Source organism: Sinimarinibacterium flocculans (genome assembly GCF_003201205.1).
Taxonomy (GTDB): Bacteria; Pseudomonadota; Gammaproteobacteria; order Nevskiales; family Nevskiaceae; genus Solimonas; species Solimonas flocculans.
Window position 1 is genome coordinate 111,179 of record NZ_QICN01000001.1, and the last position, 20,579, is coordinate 131,757.

24 protein-coding genes are annotated in these 20,579 nt (G+C 68.6%); 20 read left to right on the forward strand and 4 right to left on the reverse strand.

The genetic code is table 11. The annotated features are described in order from the left end of the window. Positions 1-68: 68 nt before the first annotated feature. From C8D93_RS00460 to acpS, 13 genes are all read left to right on the forward strand, one after another. On the forward strand, positions 69-698 hold the full coding sequence (locus C8D93_RS00460) for a sigma-E factor negative regulatory protein (protein ID WP_110263210.1): 630 nt from the start codon (positions 69-71) through the stop codon (positions 696-698). Then, positions 695-1,720, forward strand: a complete 1,026-nt coding sequence (locus C8D93_RS00465) for a MucB/RseB family sigma factor regulatory protein (protein WP_170123831.1) — start codon at positions 695-697, stop codon at positions 1,718-1,720. Before C8D93_RS00460 ends, C8D93_RS00465 begins: the two co-directional genes overlap by 4 nt. Before the next feature lie 7 nt (positions 1,721-1,727). Next, positions 1,728-2,198, forward strand: coding sequence for a SoxR reducing system RseC family protein (locus tag C8D93_RS00470; protein ID WP_110263212.1), 471 nt, complete (start codon positions 1,728-1,730; stop codon positions 2,196-2,198). A 93-nt stretch (positions 2,199-2,291) separates the two neighbouring features. Continuing rightward, positions 2,292-3,755, forward strand: a complete 1,464-nt coding sequence (locus tag C8D93_RS00475; RefSeq protein ID WP_110263213.1) for a DegQ family serine endoprotease — start codon at positions 2,292-2,294, stop codon at positions 3,753-3,755. A gap of 10 nt (positions 3,756-3,765) precedes the next feature. Further along, on the forward strand, positions 3,766-4,005 hold the full coding sequence (locus C8D93_RS00480; RefSeq protein WP_170123832.1) for a glutaredoxin family protein: 240 nt from the start codon (positions 3,766-3,768) through the stop codon (positions 4,003-4,005). An 83-nt stretch (positions 4,006-4,088) separates the two neighbouring features. Further along, on the forward strand, positions 4,089-5,894 hold the full coding sequence (gene lepA, locus C8D93_RS00485) for a translation elongation factor 4 (protein ID WP_110263215.1): 1,806 nt from the start codon (positions 4,089-4,091) through the stop codon (positions 5,892-5,894). Between the two features lie 17 nt (positions 5,895-5,911). Next, the gene (gene lepB, locus C8D93_RS00490) at positions 5,912-6,697 is read left to right on the forward strand and encodes a signal peptidase I (RefSeq protein WP_110263216.1); all 786 of its coding nucleotides are present in this window, start codon (positions 5,912-5,914) and stop codon (positions 6,695-6,697) included. A gap of 23 nt (positions 6,698-6,720) precedes the next feature. Next, a complete protein-coding gene (locus C8D93_RS00495) occupies positions 6,721-7,101 on the forward strand; it encodes a DUF4845 domain-containing protein (protein ID WP_245903770.1) in 381 nt (126 codons plus the stop codon). Then, positions 7,098-7,787: a ribonuclease III gene (gene rnc / locus C8D93_RS00500; protein WP_110263217.1), complete on the forward strand. Its 690-nt coding sequence runs from the start codon at positions 7,098-7,100 to the stop codon at positions 7,785-7,787. The genes C8D93_RS00495 and rnc overlap by 4 nt, the downstream gene beginning before the upstream one ends. A 113-nt stretch (positions 7,788-7,900) precedes the next feature. Further along, the gene (era, locus tag C8D93_RS00505; protein ID WP_110263218.1) at positions 7,901-8,788 is read left to right on the forward strand and encodes a GTPase Era; all 888 of its coding nucleotides are present in this window, start codon (positions 7,901-7,903) and stop codon (positions 8,786-8,788) included. Between the two features lie 21 nt (positions 8,789-8,809). Beyond that, positions 8,810-9,499: a DNA repair protein RecO gene (gene recO, locus C8D93_RS00510; RefSeq protein ID WP_110263219.1), complete on the forward strand. Its 690-nt coding sequence runs from the start codon at positions 8,810-8,812 to the stop codon at positions 9,497-9,499. A 64-nt stretch (positions 9,500-9,563) separates the two neighbouring features. Next, positions 9,564-10,316: a pyridoxine 5'-phosphate synthase gene (gene pdxJ / locus C8D93_RS00515; RefSeq protein WP_110263220.1), complete on the forward strand. Its 753-nt coding sequence runs from the start codon at positions 9,564-9,566 to the stop codon at positions 10,314-10,316. Further along, complete coding sequence (gene acpS, locus C8D93_RS00520) at positions 10,313-10,696, forward strand: holo-ACP synthase (RefSeq protein ID WP_110263221.1); 384 nt, start codon at positions 10,313-10,315, stop codon at positions 10,694-10,696. Before pdxJ ends, acpS begins: the two co-directional genes overlap by 4 nt. Positions 10,697-10,772: 76 nt before the next feature. On the opposite strand, the gene cysB is transcribed toward acpS, so the two are convergent. Then, positions 10,773-11,756: an HTH-type transcriptional regulator CysB gene (gene cysB / locus C8D93_RS00525; protein WP_110263222.1), complete on the reverse strand. Its 984-nt coding sequence runs from the start codon at positions 11,754-11,756 to the stop codon at positions 10,773-10,775. Positions 11,757-11,837: 81 nt separating this feature from the next. Here cysB and cysG point away from each other — a divergent pair, with 81 nt between their 5' ends. Genes cysG through C8D93_RS00555 form a run of 7 tightly spaced genes read left to right on the forward strand, consistent with a single transcriptional unit; the run spans position 11,838 to position 17,429 of the window. After that, positions 11,838-13,241, forward strand: coding sequence for a siroheme synthase CysG (gene cysG, locus C8D93_RS00530; RefSeq protein WP_110263798.1), 1,404 nt, complete (start codon positions 11,838-11,840; stop codon positions 13,239-13,241). 57 nt (positions 13,242-13,298) lie between these two features. Further along, positions 13,299-13,679, forward strand: a complete 381-nt coding sequence (locus C8D93_RS00535; protein WP_110263223.1) for a hypothetical protein — start codon at positions 13,299-13,301, stop codon at positions 13,677-13,679. After that, complete coding sequence (locus C8D93_RS00540; protein WP_110263224.1) at positions 13,676-13,867, forward strand: type II toxin-antitoxin system RelB family anti-toxin; 192 nt, start codon at positions 13,676-13,678, stop codon at positions 13,865-13,867. The genes C8D93_RS00535 and C8D93_RS00540 overlap by 4 nt, the downstream gene beginning before the upstream one ends. Before the next feature lie 34 nt (positions 13,868-13,901). Further along, positions 13,902-14,042, forward strand: coding sequence for a hypothetical protein (locus C8D93_RS20545; protein WP_170123833.1), 141 nt, complete (start codon positions 13,902-13,904; stop codon positions 14,040-14,042). Then, a complete protein-coding gene (locus C8D93_RS00545) occupies positions 14,039-15,493 on the forward strand; it encodes an alpha/beta hydrolase (protein ID WP_110263225.1) in 1,455 nt (484 codons plus the stop codon). The genes C8D93_RS20545 and C8D93_RS00545 overlap by 4 nt, the downstream gene beginning before the upstream one ends. Continuing rightward, complete coding sequence (locus C8D93_RS00550) at positions 15,490-16,224, forward strand: ABC transporter ATP-binding protein (protein ID WP_110263226.1); 735 nt, start codon at positions 15,490-15,492, stop codon at positions 16,222-16,224. Before C8D93_RS00545 ends, C8D93_RS00550 begins: the two co-directional genes overlap by 4 nt. After that, a complete protein-coding gene (locus C8D93_RS00555) occupies positions 16,221-17,429 on the forward strand; it encodes an ABC transporter permease (RefSeq protein ID WP_110263227.1) in 1,209 nt (402 codons plus the stop codon). The genes C8D93_RS00550 and C8D93_RS00555 overlap by 4 nt, the downstream gene beginning before the upstream one ends. Positions 17,430-17,435: 6 nt before the next feature. Here C8D93_RS00555 and dxs read toward each other — a convergent pair whose 3' ends face one another. The 3 genes from dxs to xseB form a co-directional block, all read right to left on the reverse strand. After that, positions 17,436-19,313 (reverse strand): 1-deoxy-D-xylulose-5-phosphate synthase, encoded by a 1,878-nt coding sequence (gene dxs, locus C8D93_RS00560; protein ID WP_110263228.1) that lies wholly within the window; start codon positions 19,311-19,313, stop codon positions 17,436-17,438. Between the two features lie 96 nt (positions 19,314-19,409). After that, a complete protein-coding gene (locus C8D93_RS00565) occupies positions 19,410-20,315 on the reverse strand; it encodes a polyprenyl synthetase family protein (RefSeq protein WP_211307130.1) in 906 nt (301 codons plus the stop codon). Then, positions 20,312-20,560: an exodeoxyribonuclease VII small subunit gene (gene xseB, locus C8D93_RS00570; protein WP_110263229.1), complete on the reverse strand. Its 249-nt coding sequence runs from the start codon at positions 20,558-20,560 to the stop codon at positions 20,312-20,314. Before xseB ends, C8D93_RS00565 begins: the two co-directional genes overlap by 4 nt. Positions 20,561-20,579 lie beyond the last annotated feature (19 nt).

Consider the following 20,579-nt stretch of genomic DNA (forward strand, 5'->3'; position numbering starts at 1 on the left):
CGACGGCGCCTCGGGAACTTTTTCATCCGCACGCGGTTAAGCGTGTATCGTTGCAGTCAGGTAAGCACATGGCCAAGGACTCGATTTCTGCTCTGCTGGACGGCGAATGCAGTCCCGGCGAGCTCGACCGCATTCTCGACGAGATGGAGCGGTCCCCCGAACTCAAGGCGAGCTGGAGCCGGCTGTGCCTCGGCCGTGACGCCCATGAGGGCGTGAGCGTGCGCAAGGACCAGCCCTGCATCTGCGCCGGCGTGATGAGCCGTCTCGATACGCAGGAGCCGGCAGCGACGTCCCGGGTGGTGCCGATGACGCCGCCCCCACGCCGACGCGCATGGTGGATGCCGGCGGCGGGCCTGGCCGCGGCCGCCTCGCTGGCCGCAGTCGCCGTCGTCATGAACCTGCAGCCGCAGGCCGGACCGACGGCGGCGCCGGGCTTCGTGCCGCAGGCCGTCACGCCGGTCAGCGTGCCGGCCAAGGGCAGCCGGCCGGGCCTGCATGTCGTCTCCGCGAGCCAGGACGACCTGCAGCGTTCCGCGCAGGACGACGAGCTGCGGCGCTACCTGATCGAACACAGCAACACCCTGGCCGATCGCGGAATGGGGGCGACGCTCTCGTACGCGCGCTTCACGGCGCACAGCGTCGCCGAGCCGTCGGTCCTGCAGCCGGCGTCCTTCGGGACCGCCGGAGACCAGCCTTGAGTCGACTGACCGGCCTGGCGCTGCTGCTGTCGGCCGGCATCGCCCAGGCCGCGGCGCCGGACGCGATGCTGGTGCGCATGAGCGAAGCCGCGCGCGACGTCAATTACGAGGGCGTGGTCATCTATCAGGCGCAGAACCGCCTCGAGACGCTCAAGGTCGTCCACGGCTTCCGCGACGGCGTGGAGCTCGAACGTGTCGAGGCCCTGACGGGGGCGCCGCGCGAGATCGTCAAACGCGACGGCAAGGTGATCTGCCTGCTGCCGCGCGATCGTCGGTTCACTCTCGACCGGCCGACGCCCAAGGGCCTGTTTCCGACGCTCACGCCCGAGCGCATGGCGCAGATGGCGACCATCTACCAGTTCGAGAACATCGGCAGCGCCCGCGTCGCCGGACGTGACTGCCGTGGCATCGCCATCGCGCCGCGTGACAACTACCGGTACGGCTACCAGATCTGGGCCGATGCCGAGACGCATGTGCCGTTGAAGGTCAGCCTCGTCGCGCGCGATGGCCGCGTGCTCGAACAGATGATGTTCACCGAGGTGCGTTTTCCGGAAGAGATCGTCGACGCGCGCTTCGACGAGGCGCTGGCCGAGCACGAAGAACGCATCGCGGTGGCGGAAGCGCGGCAGGAGGAGCAGCAGGCCGCGGGCGACGCCGGCTGGCGGTTCGGGTCGTTGCCGCCGGGATTTCGCGTCACCATGCGCAGCCTGCGCCAGACCGCCGACGGCCGCGGTGTCGTCGAACATGTCGTGCTGACCGACGGCCTGACCGCGATTTCCGTGTTCAGCGCCCAGCAGCGCGAAACCTCGGTGCCGGTCTTCGAGGGGCAGTCGCGCATGGGGGCGGTTCACGCCTTCGGCAGGGTCATGGGCCGCGTGCACATCACCGTGGTCGGCGAGGCGCCCGAGGAAACGATCCGTCTGATCAGCGAGAGCGTGCAGCTCCCGGAAGCGGGTCCCGGCGCGCCGGTGCTGGTCGACACGGCCCCGGCGGCCGGGGCGACGCCGCAGGCGCCGGACTGATCGGCCGATGATCGAAGAGCGCGCCATCGTCTCGCGGATCGATGACGATGGCAGCGTCTGGGTGCGGCCGTTCGGCCCGGAGTCGTGCCCGAAGTGCGCGCAGGGGCAGGGTTGCGGCGGCGGCGTGCTCGCGCGGCTGGTCGGTCGCCGCAGGCCGGAGGTGCGGGTCGGCGGTCGTCTCGGTCCCCTGCAGGCAGGCGACGGGGTGATCGTCGGTGTCGACGAGTCCGCGCTGATGCGTGCCTCGCTGTGGATTTATCTGGCGCCGCTGGCCGGCATGTTCGCCGCCGGGGCCTTCGCACATGCCGTTCTCCACGCGCACGACATTCTCGTCGCCGCCTTTGGCCTGACCGGGCTGTTGGCCGGCTTCGTTGCCACTCATCTCGCCGGACGGCGCGCTGCCGGCTCGGCGCTGTATCTCCCGGTGCTGGTCCGACGGCTGGGGGATGCCGCTACCGGCTGCGCGCGCACGCCCTGACCGCGAGGCCGATGCGGCGCGGTTTGAATTTCGGCGCCGAATCCTTTGAAATTCGCGCCTCAAGGCGGACAACCCCGCCCGGCCGGAGCCGTCATGCAGTCTGTTGCCCGCCTCGCGCGGTGCCTGGGTCCCCTGATTCTGCTCGCCGCGAGTGCCTGCGAACGCGGGGGTACGGTTCAGCCGGGGGGCTATCCCGATTTCGCCGACCTCGTCGAACGCGTGTCGCCGGCCGTGGTGAACATCAGCACCGTGGCCACCGAGGTGCAGGCGCCTGACCAGGACGGTCACGGTGCGGTGCCGGAGTCCTTCGAGGAGGTGCCGGACTGGTTCCGGCGCTTCTTCGACCCGCCTTCCGAGCCGATCAGCCCCGAGGATGTCTATCCGCCCGAGCAGCAGTCGCTCGGTTCCGGCTTCATCCTGTCCGACGACGGCTACATCCTGACGAACTATCACGTGATTCGCGGCGCGAGCGAGATCATCGTGCGCCTGCTGGACCGCCGCCAGTTCGCGGCCGAGCTGATCGGCAGCGACGAAGCCAGCGATCTGGCGCTGCTGAGAATCGAGGCCCAGGACCTGCCGGTGGCGCGGCTCGGCGGTTCGCTCGACCTCAGGCCCGGGCAATGGGTGCTGGCGATCGGTTCGCCGTTCGGATTCGACTACTCGGTGACCGCCGGCATCGTCTCGGCGAAGGGGCGTGCGCTCGCCACCGAGCAATACGTCCCGTTCATCCAGACCGACGTGGCGATCAATCCCGGAAACTCCGGCGGGCCGCTGTTCAACCTCGCGGGCGAGGTGGTCGGCGTGAACTCGCAGATCTACTCCCAGTCGGGCGGCTATCAGGGGGTCTCGTTCGCGATTCCCATCGATGTCGCCGCCAAGGTGGCGCGCCAGCTGCGCGAGACCGGCACGGTGACGCGGGGCTGGCTCGGCGTCGTGGTCCAGGAGGTCGATCGCGACCTTGCCCAGCAGTTCGGGCTCGACAAGCCCGAAGGGGCCCTGATTGCACGCGTCCTGCCGGAGAGTCCGGCCGCACGGGCGGGCCTGCGCGAGGGGGACGTGATCCTGCGCTACAACGGCGAGCCGCTGCCGAGCTCGTCCAGCCTGCCGCATCTGGTCGGCGTGACCGACCCCGGCGAGGTGGCGACGCTCGACGTGGTTCGCGGCGGGCGGCGGCAGCGCATCGACGTCGACGTCGGCACGCTGCGCGCAGAGCCCACCGCCCTGGCGGCGGCCACACCGACGCCGACGCCACGACCGACCCCGCACCGCACCCTGGGCATGGCCCTGCGGGCCTTGACCGCAGACGAGCGGCGCGAGGCCCAGGTGGTCAACGGCGGCCTGATGATCACCTCGGTGACCGACGGTCCGGCGGCGCGCGCCGGCATCCGCGCCGGCGACGTGCTGCTGCAGATCGGCGGCCAGCAGGTCGACAGTCTCGATCGTTTCGCCGAGGTGTCGGGACGGCTGACACCCGGGCAGACGGTGGCCGTCCTGGTTCAGCGTCGTGGCGCGCCGCTGTTCCTCGCGCTCGACGTGCCTGCACCGGTTCCGGGCTGAGCCGGATCGCGTGCGCCAGTTGTTGCTGCTCGGGCGGCCGGACTGCCACCTCTGCGAGGTGTTCGAGGCGGCGCTCCACGCCCACCCCGATGCCGGCCGGTACCGCATCGAACACGCCTGCGTGGATGACCGCGGCGAATGGCGGATGCGGTACGGACGGCGCATCCCGGTCCTGCTCGACGAGGCCGGCGAGGTGCTCGGCGAAGGGGTCTTCGACCCCGCGGTGCTGACCCCCGGGAACGGGGGCTGAACCGGTATACTGCGCGGGTTTTGTTCCAGCCCGGCCCCGCGACCCGCGCGTCCGGCGCACCGCCTTTCAGACAGCCCCCATCCGTGCGTCAGGATCACATCCGAAATTTCTGCATCATCGCGCATATCGATCACGGCAAATCGACGCTCGCGGATCGCTTCATCCAGCTCACCGGCGGTCTCGAGCAGCGCGAGATGACCCAGCAGGTGCTGGACAACAACCCGATCGAGCGCGAGCGCGGCATCACCATCAAGGCGCAGTCGGTGCAATTGCACTACCGGGCGCAGGATGGCGAGCTGTACCAGTTCAACCTGATCGACACGCCGGGGCACGTGGACTTCTCCTACGAGGTGTCGCGTTCGCTGGCGGCCTGCGAGGGTGCGCTGCTGGTCGTCGATGCCTCCCAGGGCGTCGAGGCGCAGTCGGTCGCCAACTGCTACACGGCGATCGAGCAGAATCTCGAAGTACTGACGGTGCTCAACAAGATCGACCTGCAGAACGCCGAGCCTGAACGCGTCTGCGACGAGATCGAGCAAATCATCGGCGTGCCGGCCGTCGACGCGCTGCGGGTGTCGGCGAAGACCGGCCTCAACGTGCCGGACGTGCTCGAGGCCGTGGTGCACAAGCTGCCGCCGCCCAAGGGCGATCCCGAAGCGCGCCTGCAGGCACTGATCATCGATTCCTGGTTCGACAACTACCTGGGCGTCGTCTCGCTCGTGCGCATCGTCAACGGCACGGGTCTGGCCAAGGGCGACAAGATCCGGGTGATGTCTACCGGCCGCGACCACGAGATCACGATGCTCGGCGTCAACGCGCCCAAGCGTCTGTTCAAGGATCGTCTCGAGTGCGGCGAGGTGGGTTTCATCGTCGCCGGCATCAAGGACATCTTCGGTGCGCCGGTCGGCGACACGCTGACACTGGCTGCGCGACCCTGCGAAGCGCCGCTCCCCGGTTTCCGTCAGGTCCAGCCGCGGGTCTTCGCCGGCATGTTTCCGGTCGACGCCGACGACTTCGAGGATTTCCGCGAATCGCTGCAGAAGCTGCGGCTCAACGACTCGGCCCTGCAGTTCGAGCCGGAAAGCTCGACCGCGCTCGGGTTCGGTTTTCGCATCGGCTTTCTCGGCATGCTGCACATGGACATCGTCCAGGAGCGGCTGGAGCGTGAATACAACCTCAACCTGATCACGACGGCCCCGTCGGTGGTCTACGAGGTCCTCAAGTCCGACGGCGAGATCATCAAGGTCGACAACCCGGCCGAGCTGCCCGAGCCGGGCTCGATCGACGAGGTGCGCGAGCCGATCATCGACGCGCGCATCCTGATGCCGCCCGACTACGTCGGGCCGGTCATGCAGCTGTGCATGGAAAAGCGTGGTGTCCAGAAGAACCTGCGCTACCTCGGGTCGCAGGTGCAGATGGAGATCGAGATGCCGCTCGCCGAAGTCGTGCTCGACTTCTTCGACCGCCTGAAGAGCGTTTCGCGCGGGTTCGCCTCGTTCGAGTACGAGTTCGTCCGTTTCCAGGCCGGCGACTTGGTCAAGCTCGACGTCCTGGTCAACGGCGACCGCGTGGACGCCCTGGCCACGATCGTGCACCGCGATGCCGCCTATCCGCGCGGGCGCGACCTGTGTGAGCGCATGCAGGACGTGATCCACCGGCAGATGTTCGATATCGCCATCCAGGCGGCGATCGGCTCGAAGATCATCGCCCGTACGACGGTCAAGGCCTTGCGCAAGGACGTGATCGCCAAGTGCTACGGTGGCGACGTCAGCCGCAAGCGCAAGCTGCTCGAGAAGCAGAAGGAAGGCAAGAAGCGCATGAAGGCCGTGGGCAATGTCGAGATTCCGCAGGAAGCCTTCCTGGCGGTGCTCGGCGTCGATCGCAAGAAGTAGGACTCGAAGGGACCGGCATGTCGGATTTTCACATCGATTTCGCAGTGATCCTCACGGCGCTGACGTTCGTGACCGGCGTCGTCTGGGCGATGGACCGGTGGTGGCTCGCGCCACGCCGCGAGCAGCGGGTCGGCGTCGTCAAGCCGGGCGCATTCGTCGACTTCTGCGTCTCGTTCTTCCCGGTGATCTTCGTCGTCCTGGTCGTGCGGTCGTTCGTCGTCGAACCTTTCCGCATTCCCTCCGGCTCGATGATCCCGACGCTGCTGGTCGGGGATTTCATCCTCGTCAACAAGTTCGCCTACGGCCTGCGTGATCCGGTGCTGCACACGAAGTTCACCGGCGGAAGCGAGCCGGAGCGGGGCGACATCGTGGTGTTCCGCTGGCCGGTCGATCCGAGCAAGGACTTCATCAAACGGGTGATCGGCCTACCCGGCGATCGCGTGGCCTATCGCGACAAGCGCCTCTTCGTGAACGGCGAGCCGGCGCCGATCGAAGCCGACGGTGTTTATACTGCGCCGGGCCTGCCGCCGCCCGGAGTGGTCTACCGCATGCGCGAGAATCTCACCGGTATCGAGCACCATGTGCTGGTCAATCCGGGCCGCCCGGCCGACGACTTCGAGATCGTCGTGCCGGAGGGCGAGTACTTCATGATGGGCGACAATCGAGACGGCTCCGACGACAGTCGGCGCTGGGGCACGGTTCCGGCCCGCAACCTCGTCGGCAAGGCCTTCTTCATCTGGATGTCGTGGAACGGTGCCGACACCCGGATCGATTTTTCCCGCATCGGCACCGTCATCAGATAGCCGCGTTACGCAAGGGGATGAGCATGCACATGCGAAGCCGTCAGAGGGGACTCGGTTGGTTCGGGCTGCTGTTCGTGCTGGGCGTGATTGCCTTCACGGCGATCGTCGTCGTCAAGTGCCTGCCGATCTACCTGAACCAGATGAAGATCGCCAGCTCGATCAACAAGGTCGCGTCCGACCCGAGCAACGGTCGCGCCGAGCTTCACGAGTTGCGCCGCGATCTTCAGCGCTTCTGGGACATCGAAGACATCAACTACCTTCAGCCACGCGACATCAAGGTCAAGCGCACCGCCAACGGCCGCTTCCTGAGCTACGAATACGAAGCGCGCGAGCGGCTGTTCTACAACATCTCGATCGTCATCGATTTTCAGGACGACGTGCAGCTCGCCAACGTACAGTCTTGACCGATCCGCTGGACCGACTGCAGCAGCGACTTGCCTACCGGTTTGCCGACGCGGCATTGCTGGAGCGCGCGCTGTCCCATCGCAGCATCGGCAGTCGCAACAACGAGCGACTCGAGTTTCTCGGCGACGCGCTGGTGAACTTCATCGTGGCCGAGGTGCTGCATGCGACCAAGCCGACGGCGGAGGAGGGCGCGTTGTCGCGCCTGCGTGCAAGCTTGGTGCGCGAAGAGTCGCTCGCACGTCTGGCGCGCGAGCTCGATCTGGGTGAGGTCCTGCGGCTCGGCGAGAGCGAGCTCAAGTCCGGCGGGTTCCGGCGCGATTCGATCCTCGCCGATGCCTTCGAGGCCGTGCTCGGCGCGATCCACCTCGATGGCGGCTTCGATGCCGCGCGTGCCGCTACGCTGCGCCTGTTCGCCCCCCTGCTCGAGCAACTCCCGGATGCCGAGTCGCTTAAGGACCCGAAGACGCGCCTGCAGGAGTGGTTGCAGGCGCGATCGCGACCGCTTCCGCGCTACGAAGTGCTCGCCGAGGAGGGACCCGCGCACGCGCGGCGCTTCTCGGTGAGTTGCAGCCTTGCCGATGACGACAGCAGTACCTTCGCGCAGGCCGGCAGCCGCCGTGTCGCCGAGCAGCAGGCCGCGGCGGCGATGCTGGAACGGATGGAGGCCCCGCCGGGCCATGCGTAGCGGCATCGTCACGGTTGCGGGGCGCCCCTGCACCGGCGCTTGCGCCTGTGCCCGTGATGGTCATGTCGACCTCTGCCGACGTTGGGGCGTCATCGCCCTCACCGAGCCTGCCAATGCGTAGCGGCATCGTCACGATCGCGGGGCGCCCCAACGTCGGCAAGTCGTCGCTGCTCAACGCGCTCGTCGGCCGCAAGGTGAGTATCGTCTCGCACAAGCCGCAGACGACTCGCCATCGCGTGCAGGGCGTGCTGCATGCCGGCGACGACCAGATCGTCTTCGTCGACACGCCGGGCCTGCACCTCCTGCAGAAGCGCGCGCTGAACCGCGTGATGAACGAGGCTGCCGCCGGCGCCCTGCACGATGTCGATCTTGTGCTGTTCGTCATCGAGGCGGGTCGCTGGACACCGGAGGATCAGGCGGTGTTCGACAGGCTGGTGTCGCGCAATGTCCCGGTCGCCCTGGTCGTCAACAAGGTCGACCGCATCAATGACCGCAGCGCGCTGCTGCCGGAGCTGCAGCGGCTGGCCGCGATGCGCGACTACCGCTTCATCGTGCCGGTGTCCGCATTCAAGCGCGACAACCTCGTGGCCTTGCGTGACGAGATCCTGAAGGCGCTGCCGGAGGGGCCGCCGCTGTATCCGCAGGGGCAGGTCGTCGCGCACGACGATGCGTTCACCGTTGCCGAGGTGATTCGCGAAAAGCTGATCCGCAGTCTCCACCAGGAGCTGCCCTACGCGCTCACCGTGGAGGTCGAGCACTACGAACGCGAGGCCGGACTCGATCGCATCAGCGCGATCGTCTGGGTCGAGCGGGAGGGGCAGAAGAAGATCGTGATCGGCGAGAACGGCGAGACGCTGAAGAAGGTCGGTACCGCGGCGCGGCGCGAGCTGGAGCGCAGCTTCGGCCGGCGGCTGTTTCTCAAGCTCTGGTGCAAGGTGCGCGAGAACTGGAGCGATGATCCGAAGGCATTGCGCCGTTTCGGCCTGTCCGGGGACGATTGATCCGCCTGCTGCGGGCCCGACATGAGCCGCCACAGTGTCGATCTCGAACCCGCCTTCATCCTGTCGCAGCGACCGTACCGCGACAGCAGCCGGCTGCTGGAGGTCCTGACGCTGCACCATGGGCGGATCGGACTGGTTGCACGCGGCGTGCGTGCGCGAAAGTCCCGCCTCGGCGCGGCCCTGCAGAGCTTTGCTCCGATGCTGCTGTCGTGGCGCGCGGCGGGCGAGCTGGGAACCTTGCGTGCCGCCGAGCCGCGCGGACCGGCGGTGCCGCTGTCCGGCGAGCGCATCTTCTACGGCTGGTATCTCAATGAACTGCTGCTGCGGCTGCTGCCGCGCGACGATCCGCATCCGGTGCTGTACGCGCTGTACGAAACGCTGTTGCCGCAGCTGACGGATGAGGACGTGCAGGCCCAGATCGCGCTGCGCCTGTTCGAGAAGCGCCTGCTGGCCGATCTGGGGTACGCCCTGAACCTGCCACTGTCGCTCGATCCCCGACGCCGCTACCGCTATGAGCCGGACAGTGGCCCGATCGCGGACGGTGACGGCATTTCCGGTGCGAGCCTGATCGCCTTGCGCGACGAGCGCTTCGATTCGATCGAGGTGCTGCGCGACGCGCGTCGGGTCCTGCGTACGGCGTTGCGTGCCCACCTCGGCGATCGCGAACTGACCTCGGCGCGCCTGCTGCGCGAGCTGCGCCGATCGCAGTGAGTGACATCGCGTCGCCCGCGCATCGGCTATCTTCGTCCTCTCAATGCACTGGGAAACCCTCCGGATGCCGTCTTCGCCCACCACCGCCATCCGCCTCGGCGTCAACGTCGACCATGTCGCCACCGTGCGCCAGGCCCGCGGGACCGACTACCCCGATCCGGTCGAGGCCGGGCTGATCGCGGCAGCGGCCGGCGCCGACAGCATCACCATCCATCTGCGCGAGGATCGTCGCCACATCCAGGAGCACGACGTGCGCCGACTCAAGGCGCGCTGCCCGGTGCCGATCAATCTGGAGATGGCGATCACCGAGGAGATGCTCGCCTTCGCCTGCCGCGTCAAGCCGCGCTTCGCCTGCCTCGTGCCCGAGCGGCGGCGGGAGCTGACGACCGAGGGTGGACTCGACGTCGCCGGCCAGCGTCGGGCGGTCGGCGCGGCGTGTGCGCGACTGGCCCGCGCCGGAATCGAGGTGGCCCTGTTCATCGATCCCGATCCGGCGCAGCTCGATGCGGCCATCGCCAGCGGCGCGCCGCATGTCGAGATTCACACCGGGCGCTACGCGGAGGTGCGCGGACGCCGTCAGCAATCGGAACTCGCACGCATTGCGCGCTTCGCCGAGAAGGCGCAACGGGCGGGGCTCGAGGTCCATGCCGGGCACGGCCTGAACCTGGACAACGTCGGCGCGATCACGCGGATCGAGCCGATCGTCGAGCTCAACATCGGACACAGCGTCGTCGCGCGCGCGCTGTTCATCGGTCTGCCCGCAGCGATCGCCGAGATGCGACGCGCCATGAACAGCGCCCGGCTGGGGCTCGAATGAGCGGCATCTACGGCATCGGCGTCGACATCCTGCGCATCGAGCGCGTGGAGAAGGCGCTGGCGCGTCACGGCGACCGCCTGCTGACCCGCATGTTGAGCGAGGCCGAGCTGGCGGAGGTCCGTCAGCGCACCCATACCGCCCGGGCGCTGGCGATGTGCTTCGCCGCAAAGGAGGCCTTCGTCAAGGCGCTGGGCACAGGGTTTTCCGGCATCAAGTGGAGTGATGCGGGTGTCGTGCGCGCCGCCAACGGGCGTCCGCGGATGATTTTCAGCGACACCATGCAGGCACGGCTCGAACGCGATGGCGTCGGCGGCGTCCACGTCTCGCTCAGCGACGACGGCGGCCTGGTCTGCGCCTACGTGGTCATCGAGTCACGCTGACCCGGCATCGCGGTTGCGTTGTCCGGTGCGACCCTGGCGCCCGGCGCTGCCGGGTGCCAGGCATCGGTCAGGACGTTCAGCCTGACGCCGGCACCTGCGGGATGCGCTCACGCACGAGGCGGCGCCGCTCTTCGGCCTCGGCCACTGCGCCGATCTCGTCGACCAGTGCGCGGGTCAGGTGCGGCGCGAAGATCTCGATGAAATCGTGCATGTAGCCGCGCAGGAACAGGCCGCGGCGGAAGCCGATGTGCGTCGTGCTGGCCTCGAACAGGTGGTCGACGGGCAGACGCACGAGGTCGCGATCGCTGCGTTCGTCCCAGGCCATGCCGGCGATGATGCCGATGCCCAATCCCAGGCGCACATAGGTCTTGATCACGTCGGCATCGACGGCGGTCAGCACGACATCCGGCTTGAGTCCGTGCGCCGCGAACGCCTGGTCGAGCTTCGAGCGGCCGGTGAAGCCGAAGGTGTAGGTGACGATCGGATACTTGGCGATATCGGTCAGCTCCAGTCGCTTGATCTGCGCCAGCGGATGATCCGGCTGCACCAGCACGCAGCGGTTCCAGCGGTAGCAGGGCAGCATCACCAGGCTGTCGAAGTGGTGCATCGCCTCGGTGGCGATGGCGAAGTCGGCCTGGCCGTCGGCGGCCAGCTTGGCGATCTGCGGCGGCGACCCCTGATGCAGATGCAGCGTCACCTTCGGGTAGCGCTTGCGGAAGGCATGGATCACCGGCGGCAGGGCGTAGCGTGCCTGGGTATGCGTCGTGGCGATCGACAGGTCGCCGCGATCGCTGTCGTGAAACTCCTCGGCGATGCGCTCGATGTTCTCGACTTCCCCCAGCAGGCGCCTCGTGTACTCCAGAATACGCTGGCCGGCCGGCGTGATCTCGGACAGGTGCTTGCCGCTGCGCACGAAGATGTCGACACCGAGCTCCTCCTCGAGCAGCCGGATCTGCTTGCTGACGCCGGGCTGGGACGTGAACAGGGCCTCGGCGGCAGCCGTGACGTTCAGGCCGCGTTGCGCGACCTCGTGGATATAGCGAAGTTGGCGAAGCTTCATGGCGTTATCAGTCCCTGGAGACCGGCGGTGCGGTGGCAGAATAGCGACTCCGTGGCGACGCCGCCGCATCGCGATCGACTCATGACCGAACCGGCCTGGCCCTACTACCCGGTCTTCCTCAAGCTGCGGGATCAGCGCGTGCTGCTGGTGGGCGGCGGCGAGGTGGCCGGGCGCAAGCTGCGGCTGCTGCTGCGTGCCGGAGCGCGCGTCGAGATCGTCGCCGCCGAACTGGCCGGCGACGTGGCCGAGGCCTGTGCGTCGGGCAGGGCCGTGCATCAGGCCCGGGCGTTTTCCGACGCTCAGCTTCACGGCTGCCGTCTGGTGATCGCCGCAACCGGCGATCGCGACCTCAATGCGCGCGTCGCCGCGGTGGCGGAGTCCGCGGGCGTTGCCGTGAACGTCGTCGACGACGTGGCGCTGAGCCGCTTCATCACGCCGGCCATCGTCGACCGTGCGCCAATGCTGGTCGCGATCTCGAGTGGCGGTGCCGCCCCGGTGCTGGCGCGGCGCCTGCGCGAGCGCATCGAGACCTGGCTGCCGGCGGCCTATGGCCGGCTCGCCGGGTTCATGCAGCGGCACCGCGAGGCGGTGCGCGATGCGACGGTGCAGGGCGAAGCGCGCGGCGTCTGGGAACGGTTCCTCGACAGCCCGGCCGCCGAGCGGGTGCTGGCCGGCGACGAGGCGGGCGCCGAGGCCGGCCTGCAGGCGGCACTGCAGGACCGGCCTGCGGTCGGCGAGGTCTGGCTGGTCGGCGCGGGGCCCGGCGATCCCGACCTGCTGACCTTCAAGGCACTGCGTCTGATGCAGCAGTGTGACGTCGTGCTGCACGACCGGCTCATCTCGCCACAGGTCCTGGACCTGGTACGGCGCGATGCGCGGCGTCTGTTCGTCGGCAAGGCACGCAGCCAGCACGCCGTGCCGCAGGAGCAGATCAACGCCGAACTGGTGCGGCTGGCGCAGCAGGGGCTGCGCGTGCTGCGGCTCAAGGGCGGCGATCCCTTCATCTTCGGTCGCGGCGGCGAGGAGATCGACACGCTGATGGCGCACGGCATTCCGTTCCAGGTGGTGCCGGGCATCACCGCGGCCAGCGGCTGCGCCGCGTATGCCGGAATTCCGCTGACCCATCGCGACCACGCCCAGTCCTGTGTCTTCGTCACCGGTCATGCGCGCAAGGACGGCACGCTGGATTTGCACTGGGACCAGCTGGCACGACGCGGGCAGACCGTCGTCGTCTACATGGGCTTGCACACGCTGCCGGCGTTGTGTGCCGAACTGATCGTGCACGGGCTGCCGCCGCAGTGGCCGGCGGCGATGGTCGAGGAGGGGACGTCGCCGTCGCAGCGGGTGGTCGTCGGCACCCTGGGCGATCTGCCGCAGCGCGTCGAGGCGGCCGGTCTCAAGGGAGCGAGCCTGCTCATCGTCGGCGAGGTCGTGCGCTTGCGCGAACACCTGGCCTGGAATGCCGGTGGTGTAAAGGACGCTTGACATGGCGAGTCGTCGCTCCTAGTCTGTTTGTCAAGTTTGCTTGACACGAGGCGGCGCATGTACGACCGACGTTACTGGCGCGAAAGCGGGATCTGGCTGCTGATCTACCTGGGCGTGGTCCTGTTGACCGCGGCCGTGATGCGCCGGCTGCCTGATGACAGCCTCTGGCGTCTGCCGGCGATGCTGCCGTTCTTCGCCGCCGCAGCCGCAGCGTTCTGGATCGAGTTGCGGCAGCTGCGCCGCTTCGATGAACTGCAGCGTGCCATCTACCTCGAAGCGTCGCTGGCCGCGCTGTGGCTCACGGGTGCCGCCATCATCAGCGTCTGGCTGCTCGAAGAGGTCGGGGGTCTCGGGCGGATCTCGCCGCTGTGGCTGCTCGGTGTGCTCGGCGCCGGCTTTGCGCTCGGCTACTTCAAGGCCCGGCGTCGCTACCGGTGAAGAACCGCGTTCGCGAGTGCCGCCAGCAGACCGGCTGGACGCAGCAGGATCTGGCCGAGCGCCTCGGCGTTTCCAGACAGACCGTCAACGCGATCGAGACCGGCAAGTACGATCCGAGTCTGCCGCTGGCCTTCGCGCTCGCCGCACTGTTCGATTGCCGCATCGAGGATCTATTCGACCCGTCCTGAGGCCCGCAGGCCCGGACAAATGCCAAGGAACACCATGACCGACATCCTCTTCGCTGCCCTGATCGTCGTTGCGATGCTGTGCATGCGTTTCACCGAGCTGTTCTTCGAGAAGGTCTGGCCGCTGATCGAGCTGGCCGTCCGGCAACGCCTGGAACGGCCGGAGCAGCGACCATGATGCGCTTGCTGGTCGCCGCGGCGCTGCTGTGGGCAATGCCGTTGCCCGCCGCCCGCGCGCAGGGGCCGCTGACGTTCGCCGACTGCGACCTGGTCGACGGTCACGGTGTTCCGCGCGTCGAGGCGCAGTGCGCCGACTTTGCCGTGCCGGAAAACCACGACGAGCCGCAGGGACGCCAGATCGAGCTGCGCGTGGTCCGCGTCGAAGCTCGTCAGGCACGTCGACACGACGATCCCGTGGTGCTGCTGGCGGGCGGGCCCGGCCAGTCGGCGGTGGATGCCTACGTGTCGATGCGCGCGGCCTTCGCACCGCTCAACCGCGATCGCGAAGTGTTGCTCGTCGACCAGCGCGGCACCGGATCGTCCAACCGGCTGGCCTGCGATCTCGCCGAATCCGAGCTGCAGCTGACGCCGGAGCCGGCCGAACTGCGGCGCATGGCGAATCGCTGCCTCGACGACCTTGCCGGGCGCGCCAATGTCCGGTACTACACGACGTCGGACTACATCCTCGATCTGGAACAGGTGCGCTCGGCACTGGGCATCGCGCAGCTCAACCTGATCGGCGGGTCCTACGGTACGCGCGTGGCGCTCGAGTACCTGCGCCGCCATCCACAGGCAATCCGCACGGTCGTCGTCGACGGTGTCGTGCCGCCGACGCTCGCGCTGACCCAGGATCATGCGCGCAACCTCGACGACGCGATCGAGCGCCTGTTCGCCACTTGTGCAGCGGATGCCGGCTGCCGTGAGCGCTACGGCCGCCCCGCGCAGTTGCTGCGACAGCTGCGCGAGCGCCTGGCACGCGCGCCGATGGCGACCGGGTATCCCGATCCGGTCGATTTCACCCTGCAGCAGGGCGAGCTGACGCGCGGAACGCTGGCCGGCATCGTGCGCCTTTTTTCCTACCAGCCCGAATCCGCGTCGCTGCTGCCGCTGTTGCTCGCCGAGGCGGGGCAGGGGCGGCCGCAGGCGCTGGTCGCACAGTTCGGCATGCTGCTGCGCACCCTCGGCGACAAGCTGGCGCATGGCATGGAGCTGACGGTGACCTGCACCGAGGATCTACCGTTCCTGGGGCCGCAGGCGGAGGATGACGGGACGCTGCTCGGCTCGATGCTGACCGAGGCCGTGATCGCGCAGTGCGACGTCTGGCCGCGCGGCCGCCTGCCGGAGGATTTCAAGCGGCCGCTGCGATCGGACAAGCCGGTGCTGATCCTCTCCGGCGAGTTCGACCCGGTGACGCCGCCGCGCTACGGCGACGAGATCGCGCAGACGCTCAGCAGCAGCCGGCGCATCGTCGCGCCCGGGCAGGGGCATATCGTCATGCCGCGCGGCTGCCTGCCGCGGCTCGTGTCCGAGTTCATCGACACTGCGGATGCCGCGGGTCTGGACCCCGGCTGTGTCGACAGCCTCGGCACGATGCCCTTCTTCCTCGACTACAACGGATTCGCACCATGATCGAGATCAGGGGTCTGCGCCGCGCCTTCGGTGCCGTGCAGGCCGTCGACGGCGTATCGTTCGCGGCTGCGGACGCCCGGATCACCGGCCTGCTCGGCCCGAACGGGGCCGGCAAGACCACCACGCTGCGCATGCTCTACACGCTGCTCAAGCCGGACGCCGGGAGCATCCGCATCGACGATGTCGATGCCCTGGCCGACCCGGTCGGTGCGCGCCAACGCCTCGGCGTGCTGCCGGATGCGCGGGGTCTGTACAAGCGCTTCACGGCGCGCGAGAACATCGAGTACTTCGGGCGACTGCAGGGACTCGATCGCGAAACACTGCGCCGGCGCGCGGATGCCTTGATCGAGCGCCTGGACATGCGCGACATCGAACATCGTCGTGCCGAGGGCTTCTCGCAGGGCCAGCGCGTCAAGACCGCGATCGCCCGCGCCCTGGTTCACGAGCCGCGCAACATCGTGCTCGATGAGCCCACGAACGGCCTCGATGTCATGGCGACGCGCAGCCTGCGGCACTACCTGCGCGCCCTGCGCGATGAAGGGCGCTGCGTCGTGCTGTCGAGTCACATCATGCAGGAGGTCGCCGCCCTGTGCGACCACATCGTCGTGATCGCGCATGGCCGTGTCGTCGCCAGCGGCTCCGCCGAAGAACTTTTACAGACTACGGGCGCAAGCTCGCTGGAGGATGCGTTCGTGACGGCCATCGGTTCGGGAGAGGGGTTGCTCGCATGACCATTTCGACGGGCAACGTCGCCGCATCGCGCCGCGCGTGGATCACGGTCTTCTCCAAGGAGGTGCGCGAGAATGCGCGCGACCGTCGCACGCTGGCCTCGGCACTGCTGTACGGGCCGCTGGTCGGTCCGGTGCTGTTCGCGGTGCTGATCAGCTTCATCATGGTCCAGCAGCGCGAGAAGCTCGAGAAACCGCTGGAACTGGCGATCGTCGGCGCCGAGCATGCGCCGAACCTCGTGCGCCATCTGGAGCGGCAGGGCGTCATCGTGCGGCCGGCGCCGGGCGACGCGGAAGCGGCCATTCGCGAGCAGCGCGAGGATGTCGTGCTGCGCATCGGCTCCCGCTACGCGGAGCACTGGCAGGCCGGCAAGCCGGCGCCGGTGGACCTGCTCTTCGACGCCAGCCGCACGCACACCGGCGCGACTGTCGAGCGTACGCGCGCGCTGCTGCAGCAGTACGCCAGCACCGTGGCGACGCTGCGCCTGCAGGTGCGCGGCATCGCACCGCAGATCGTCACCCCGGTCGCGGTCGTGGACCGGGACCTGTCCACGCCGCAGAGCCGCACCGGCATGATCATGGCGATGCTGCCGTACTTCCTGATCCTGTCGGCCTTCGTCGGCGGCATGTATCTCGCCATCGACACGACCTCGGGCGAGCGCGAGCGCCAGTCGCTCGAACCGCTGCTGATCACGCCCGTATCGCGTGCCCAGATCATGTTCGGCAAACTGCTGGCCACCAGTGCCTATGCCGCGGCGTCGCTGCTGATCTGCGTGCTGGCGTTCGTCGTCAGCCTGGGCATGATTCCGGCAGACGTCGCCGGTTTCAGTCTGCAGCTGCCGGCGGTGACTGCCGTCTCGATCATGCTGACGGTGCTGCCGATCGCCCTGCTCGCAGCCTCCACCCAGACGGTCGTCGCGGCAATGGCCAAGTCCTTCCGCGAAGCGCAGACCTACCTGCAGTTCCTGATCCTGCTGCCGGCCGTGCCCAGCCTCGTGCTGGTCGTCAACCCGATGAAACCGGCGCTGTGGATGTATCTGACACCGCTGTTCGGCCAGAGCGCGTTGATCGGGGAGCTCGTGCGCGGCGAGGAGGTCCCGGTCGCATACATCGCGGCGTGCAGTGCGACGACAGTCCTGCTCTCCGGACTGTTCGCTGCGCTGGCCGTACGCCTGTATCGCAGCGAGCGGCTGGCGGTGAGCGCCTGAGGAGTCTCAGGCGCTCTGCGCGCTGCTCGGCCGGTCGAGGTCGCGCGAGCGCAGGCGTTTGGCGACGGCGCGCTGGATGCCGGCGGTGTCGAGGCCGCACTGGGCCAGCAGCTCCTCGCGCGTGCCGTGCTCGATGAACTGGTCGGGCAGGCCGAGGTTGAGCACCGGCACGGTGTGATGCTGGGCGACCAGCACTTCGTTGACGGCGGAACCGGCGCCGCCGAGGCGGGCATTGTCTTCCAGCGTGACCAGCAGGTCGTTCTCGTTGGCGAGTTCGAGGATCAGCTCGGTGTCGAGCGGCTTGACGAAGCGCATGTCGGCGACGACCGCGTCGAAGATCTCGGCGGCTTCGAGCGCCGGTTGCACCATCGCGCCGAAGGCGAGAATCGCCACACGCGGGCGGCGGCGGCCGTGCGCCTCGCGCAGGATGCGGCCCTTGCCGACCGCGAGCGGGCGGGCTTCGGTATCGCAGGCGACGCCGCTGCCGTTGCCGCGCGGATAGCGGACGGCGCTGGGCTGTTGCAGCGTCAGGCCGGTTGCGAGCATGCGCCGGCATTCGTTCTCGTCCGACGGCGCCATCACGACCAGGTTCGGAATGCAGCGCAGGTAGGAGAAATCGTAGGCGCCGTGGTGGGTCGCACCGTCGGCGCCGACCAGACCGCCGCGGTCCAGGGCGAACAGCACCGGCAGGTTCTGTATGGCGACGTCGTGGATCAGCTGGTCGTAACCGCGCTGCAGGAAGGTCGAGTAGATCGCGCAGACCGGCTTGAGGCCTTCGCACGCCAGTCCCGCGGCGAGGGTGACGGCATGCTGCTCGGCGATGCCGACATCGAAGTAGCGTTCCGGGAAACGCTGGGCATAGTCGACCAGCCCCGAGCCTTCGCGCATCGCCGGCGTGATCGCCACCACCGCGGGGTCGGCGGCCGCGGCCTCGCACAGCCACTGGCCGAACACCTGGGTGTAGCTGGGGGCGCCCGCGGTCTTCTTCCGCGGGAAGGCGCCAGTGACAGGGTCGAACTGGGTGACGCCGTGGTACTTGATCGGGTCGAGCTCGGCCGGGTCGAAGCCCTTGCCCTTGACAGTGACCACGTGCAGCAGCTGCGGGCCGGAGGCATCCCTGAGCCGCTCCAGCGCGGCGCCGAGCGCGTCGAGGTCGTGACCGTCCACCGGGCCGTGGTAGCCGAAGCCCAGCGTTTCGAAGATCGCGCCGGGATTGTCCAGATGCGCTTCGTTGTGGTCCTCGGACGCCGGACGCTGCTTGTGCGGGGCGTCGATGCCGAGCCGGCGCAGCAGCCGCGCCGAATGATTGCGCAGCGCGCCGACGTTCTCGGAGATCGACATGTCGTTGTCGTTGTAGATCACGAGCATGTCGAGCTTCAGGTGTCCGGCGTGGTTCAGCGCCTCGAAGGCCATGCCCGCGGTCATGCCGCCGTCGCCGATGACGGCAACCACCCTGCGCTTCTCGTTCTTGACGCGCACGGCGGCGGCCATGCCGGCGGCTGCGGAGATCGACGTCGACGAATGACCGACGCCGAAGGTGTCGTACTCGCTTTCCGCGCGATGGCAGAACGGCGCGAGGCCGCCGAGCCGGCGGATCGTCTCCAGGCGTGCGCGGCGTCCGGTCAGCATCTTGTGCGGATAGGCCTGATGGCCCACGTCCCAGACGAGGCGGTCGTGCGGGGTGTCGAAGGCGCGGTGCAGGGCGATCGACAGTTCGACCGTGCCCAGGTTGGCGGCGAAGTGGCCGCCGATGCGCCCCAGCGTCTCGATCAGGTAGCGGCGCACTTCGAGCGCCAGCGCGGGCAGCTCGGTCGCCGGCAGCCGGCGCAGGTCTGCGGGCGCATTGACGCCGCCGAGCAGGGCATATCCGGGGATGTCAGTCATCGTCTGAAAAGTATGCGCCTTGCGCTGTTTTGGTGCGAACCGCGCGGCGATTATCGCCGATGACGGCTGGCTTGTTGCACTGCAGTAGAAACCGGGTCAGTGGGCGCGCTGGCGAATCGCCTCGGTGAAGGCGAGCAGGGCGTCGGCACGGGTACCGAGCAGGCCCAGCGCCTCGCGGGCCTGGGCAAACAGCTCCTCGGCCCGCTGGCGCGCCGCCCCGAGTCCGAGCAGGGCCGGATAGGTCGATTTGCCGCTCGCGTGATCCTTGCCCGCGGTCTTGCCCAGCGTGTCGGCGCTGCCCTCGACGTCGAGCACGTCGTCCTGGATCTGGAAGGCCAGGCCCACGCACTTGCCGTAGCGGTCGAGCGCCTGGGCCGCGTCCGCGGGGCAGTCGTCCGCGGCGGCGCAGGCCATCTGCATGCAGGCGCGGATCAGCGCGCCGGTCTTGTGGATGTGCAGGGCCTCGAGTTCGGCGAGCGTGAGCTGCCGGTGCTCCGATTCGAGATCGACCGCCTGGCCGCCGACCATGCCGCGCGAGCCGGCGGCATGGGCGAGGATCGCGACCATGCGCAGGCGCTGGCTGGCGCTCAGGCCGCCGGCCGCGTCGTCGGCCAGCGTCTGGAAGGCCAGGGTCTGCAGGGCGTCGCCGACCAGGATTGCCGTGGCCTCGTCGAAGGCAATGTGCGTGGTCGGCCGCCCGCGGCGCAGGGCGTCGTCGTCCATCGCCGGCAGATCGTCGTGGACCAGCGAATAGACATGGATCATCTCGACGGCGCAGGCCGCGGCGTCGAGGCGGTGCGCGTCGATGCCGAGGGCGCGACCGCTCAGATAGACCAGCAGCGGCCGCAGCCGCTTGCCGCCGTCGCTGGCATAGCGCATGGCTTCGTGCAGGCGCGCCGGATACTGCCCGGCCGCCGGCAGCCGCTGGGCGAGGGCCTTGGCAAGCCGCTCGCGGTAGCCGGCAATCAGCGCTGCGGCAGGGTCGGCGGGGTCGGGGCTCACGGCGCCTCGTCGCCGGGCGCGTCCGCTTCGAGGAGGTTGCGCACCGTGAGTTCGGCGCCGTCCAGCGCTCCGCGACACTGACGTGCGAGTTCGATGCCGCGCCGGAACAGCTGCAGCGACTCTTCGAGCTTCAGCTCGCCGCGCTCGAGATCCTGGACGATCCCCTCGAGTTCCTTCATCGCGTCTTCGAAGCGGCTCACCGGATCGGCGTCCGGCCCGACTGCGGCTTCGGCTTTCTTGGCCATGACCCCGTCCGGAGTGATG

Bases quoted from the DNA above. Each gene is read 5' to 3' on its own strand.
- C8D93_RS00460 (WP_110263210.1), top strand. From the start codon at position 69: ATGGCCAAGGACTCGATTTCTGCTCTGCTGGACGGCGAATGCAGTCCC.
- C8D93_RS20545 (WP_170123833.1), top strand. From the start codon at position 13,902: ATGACCGACATCCTCTTCGCTGCCCTGATCGTCGTTGCGATGCTGTGC.
- xseB (WP_110263229.1), bottom strand. From the start codon at position 20,560: ATGGCCAAGAAAGCCGAAGCCGCAGTCGGGCCGGACGCCGATCCGGTG.
- dxs (WP_110263228.1), bottom strand. From the start codon at position 19,313: ATGACTGACATCCCCGGATATGCCCTGCTCGGCGGCGTCAATGCGCCC.
- pdxJ (WP_110263220.1), top strand. From the start codon at position 9,564: ATGCCGTCTTCGCCCACCACCGCCATCCGCCTCGGCGTCAACGTCGAC.
- C8D93_RS00555 (WP_110263227.1), top strand. From the start codon at position 16,221: ATGACCATTTCGACGGGCAACGTCGCCGCATCGCGCCGCGCGTGGATC.
- C8D93_RS00545 (WP_110263225.1), top strand. From the start codon at position 14,039: ATGATGCGCTTGCTGGTCGCCGCGGCGCTGCTGTGGGCAATGCCGTTG.
- C8D93_RS00475 (WP_110263213.1), top strand. From the start codon at position 2,292: ATGCAGTCTGTTGCCCGCCTCGCGCGGTGCCTGGGTCCCCTGATTCTG.
- C8D93_RS00550 (WP_110263226.1), top strand. From the start codon at position 15,490: ATGATCGAGATCAGGGGTCTGCGCCGCGCCTTCGGTGCCGTGCAGGCC.
- lepB (WP_110263216.1), top strand. From the start codon at position 5,912: ATGTCGGATTTTCACATCGATTTCGCAGTGATCCTCACGGCGCTGACG.
- C8D93_RS00535 (WP_110263223.1), top strand. From the start codon at position 13,299: ATGTACGACCGACGTTACTGGCGCGAAAGCGGGATCTGGCTGCTGATC.
- era (WP_110263218.1), top strand. From the start codon at position 7,901: ATGCGTAGCGGCATCGTCACGATCGCGGGGCGCCCCAACGTCGGCAAG.
- recO (WP_110263219.1), top strand. From the start codon at position 8,810: ATGAGCCGCCACAGTGTCGATCTCGAACCCGCCTTCATCCTGTCGCAG.
- C8D93_RS00495 (WP_245903770.1), top strand. From the start codon at position 6,721: ATGCACATGCGAAGCCGTCAGAGGGGACTCGGTTGGTTCGGGCTGCTG.
- acpS (WP_110263221.1), top strand. From the start codon at position 10,313: ATGAGCGGCATCTACGGCATCGGCGTCGACATCCTGCGCATCGAGCGC.
- cysG (WP_110263798.1), top strand. From the start codon at position 11,838: ATGACCGAACCGGCCTGGCCCTACTACCCGGTCTTCCTCAAGCTGCGG.
- C8D93_RS00470 (WP_110263212.1), top strand. From the start codon at position 1,728: ATGATCGAAGAGCGCGCCATCGTCTCGCGGATCGATGACGATGGCAGC.
- cysB (WP_110263222.1), bottom strand. From the start codon at position 11,756: ATGAAGCTTCGCCAACTTCGCTATATCCACGAGGTCGCGCAACGCGGC.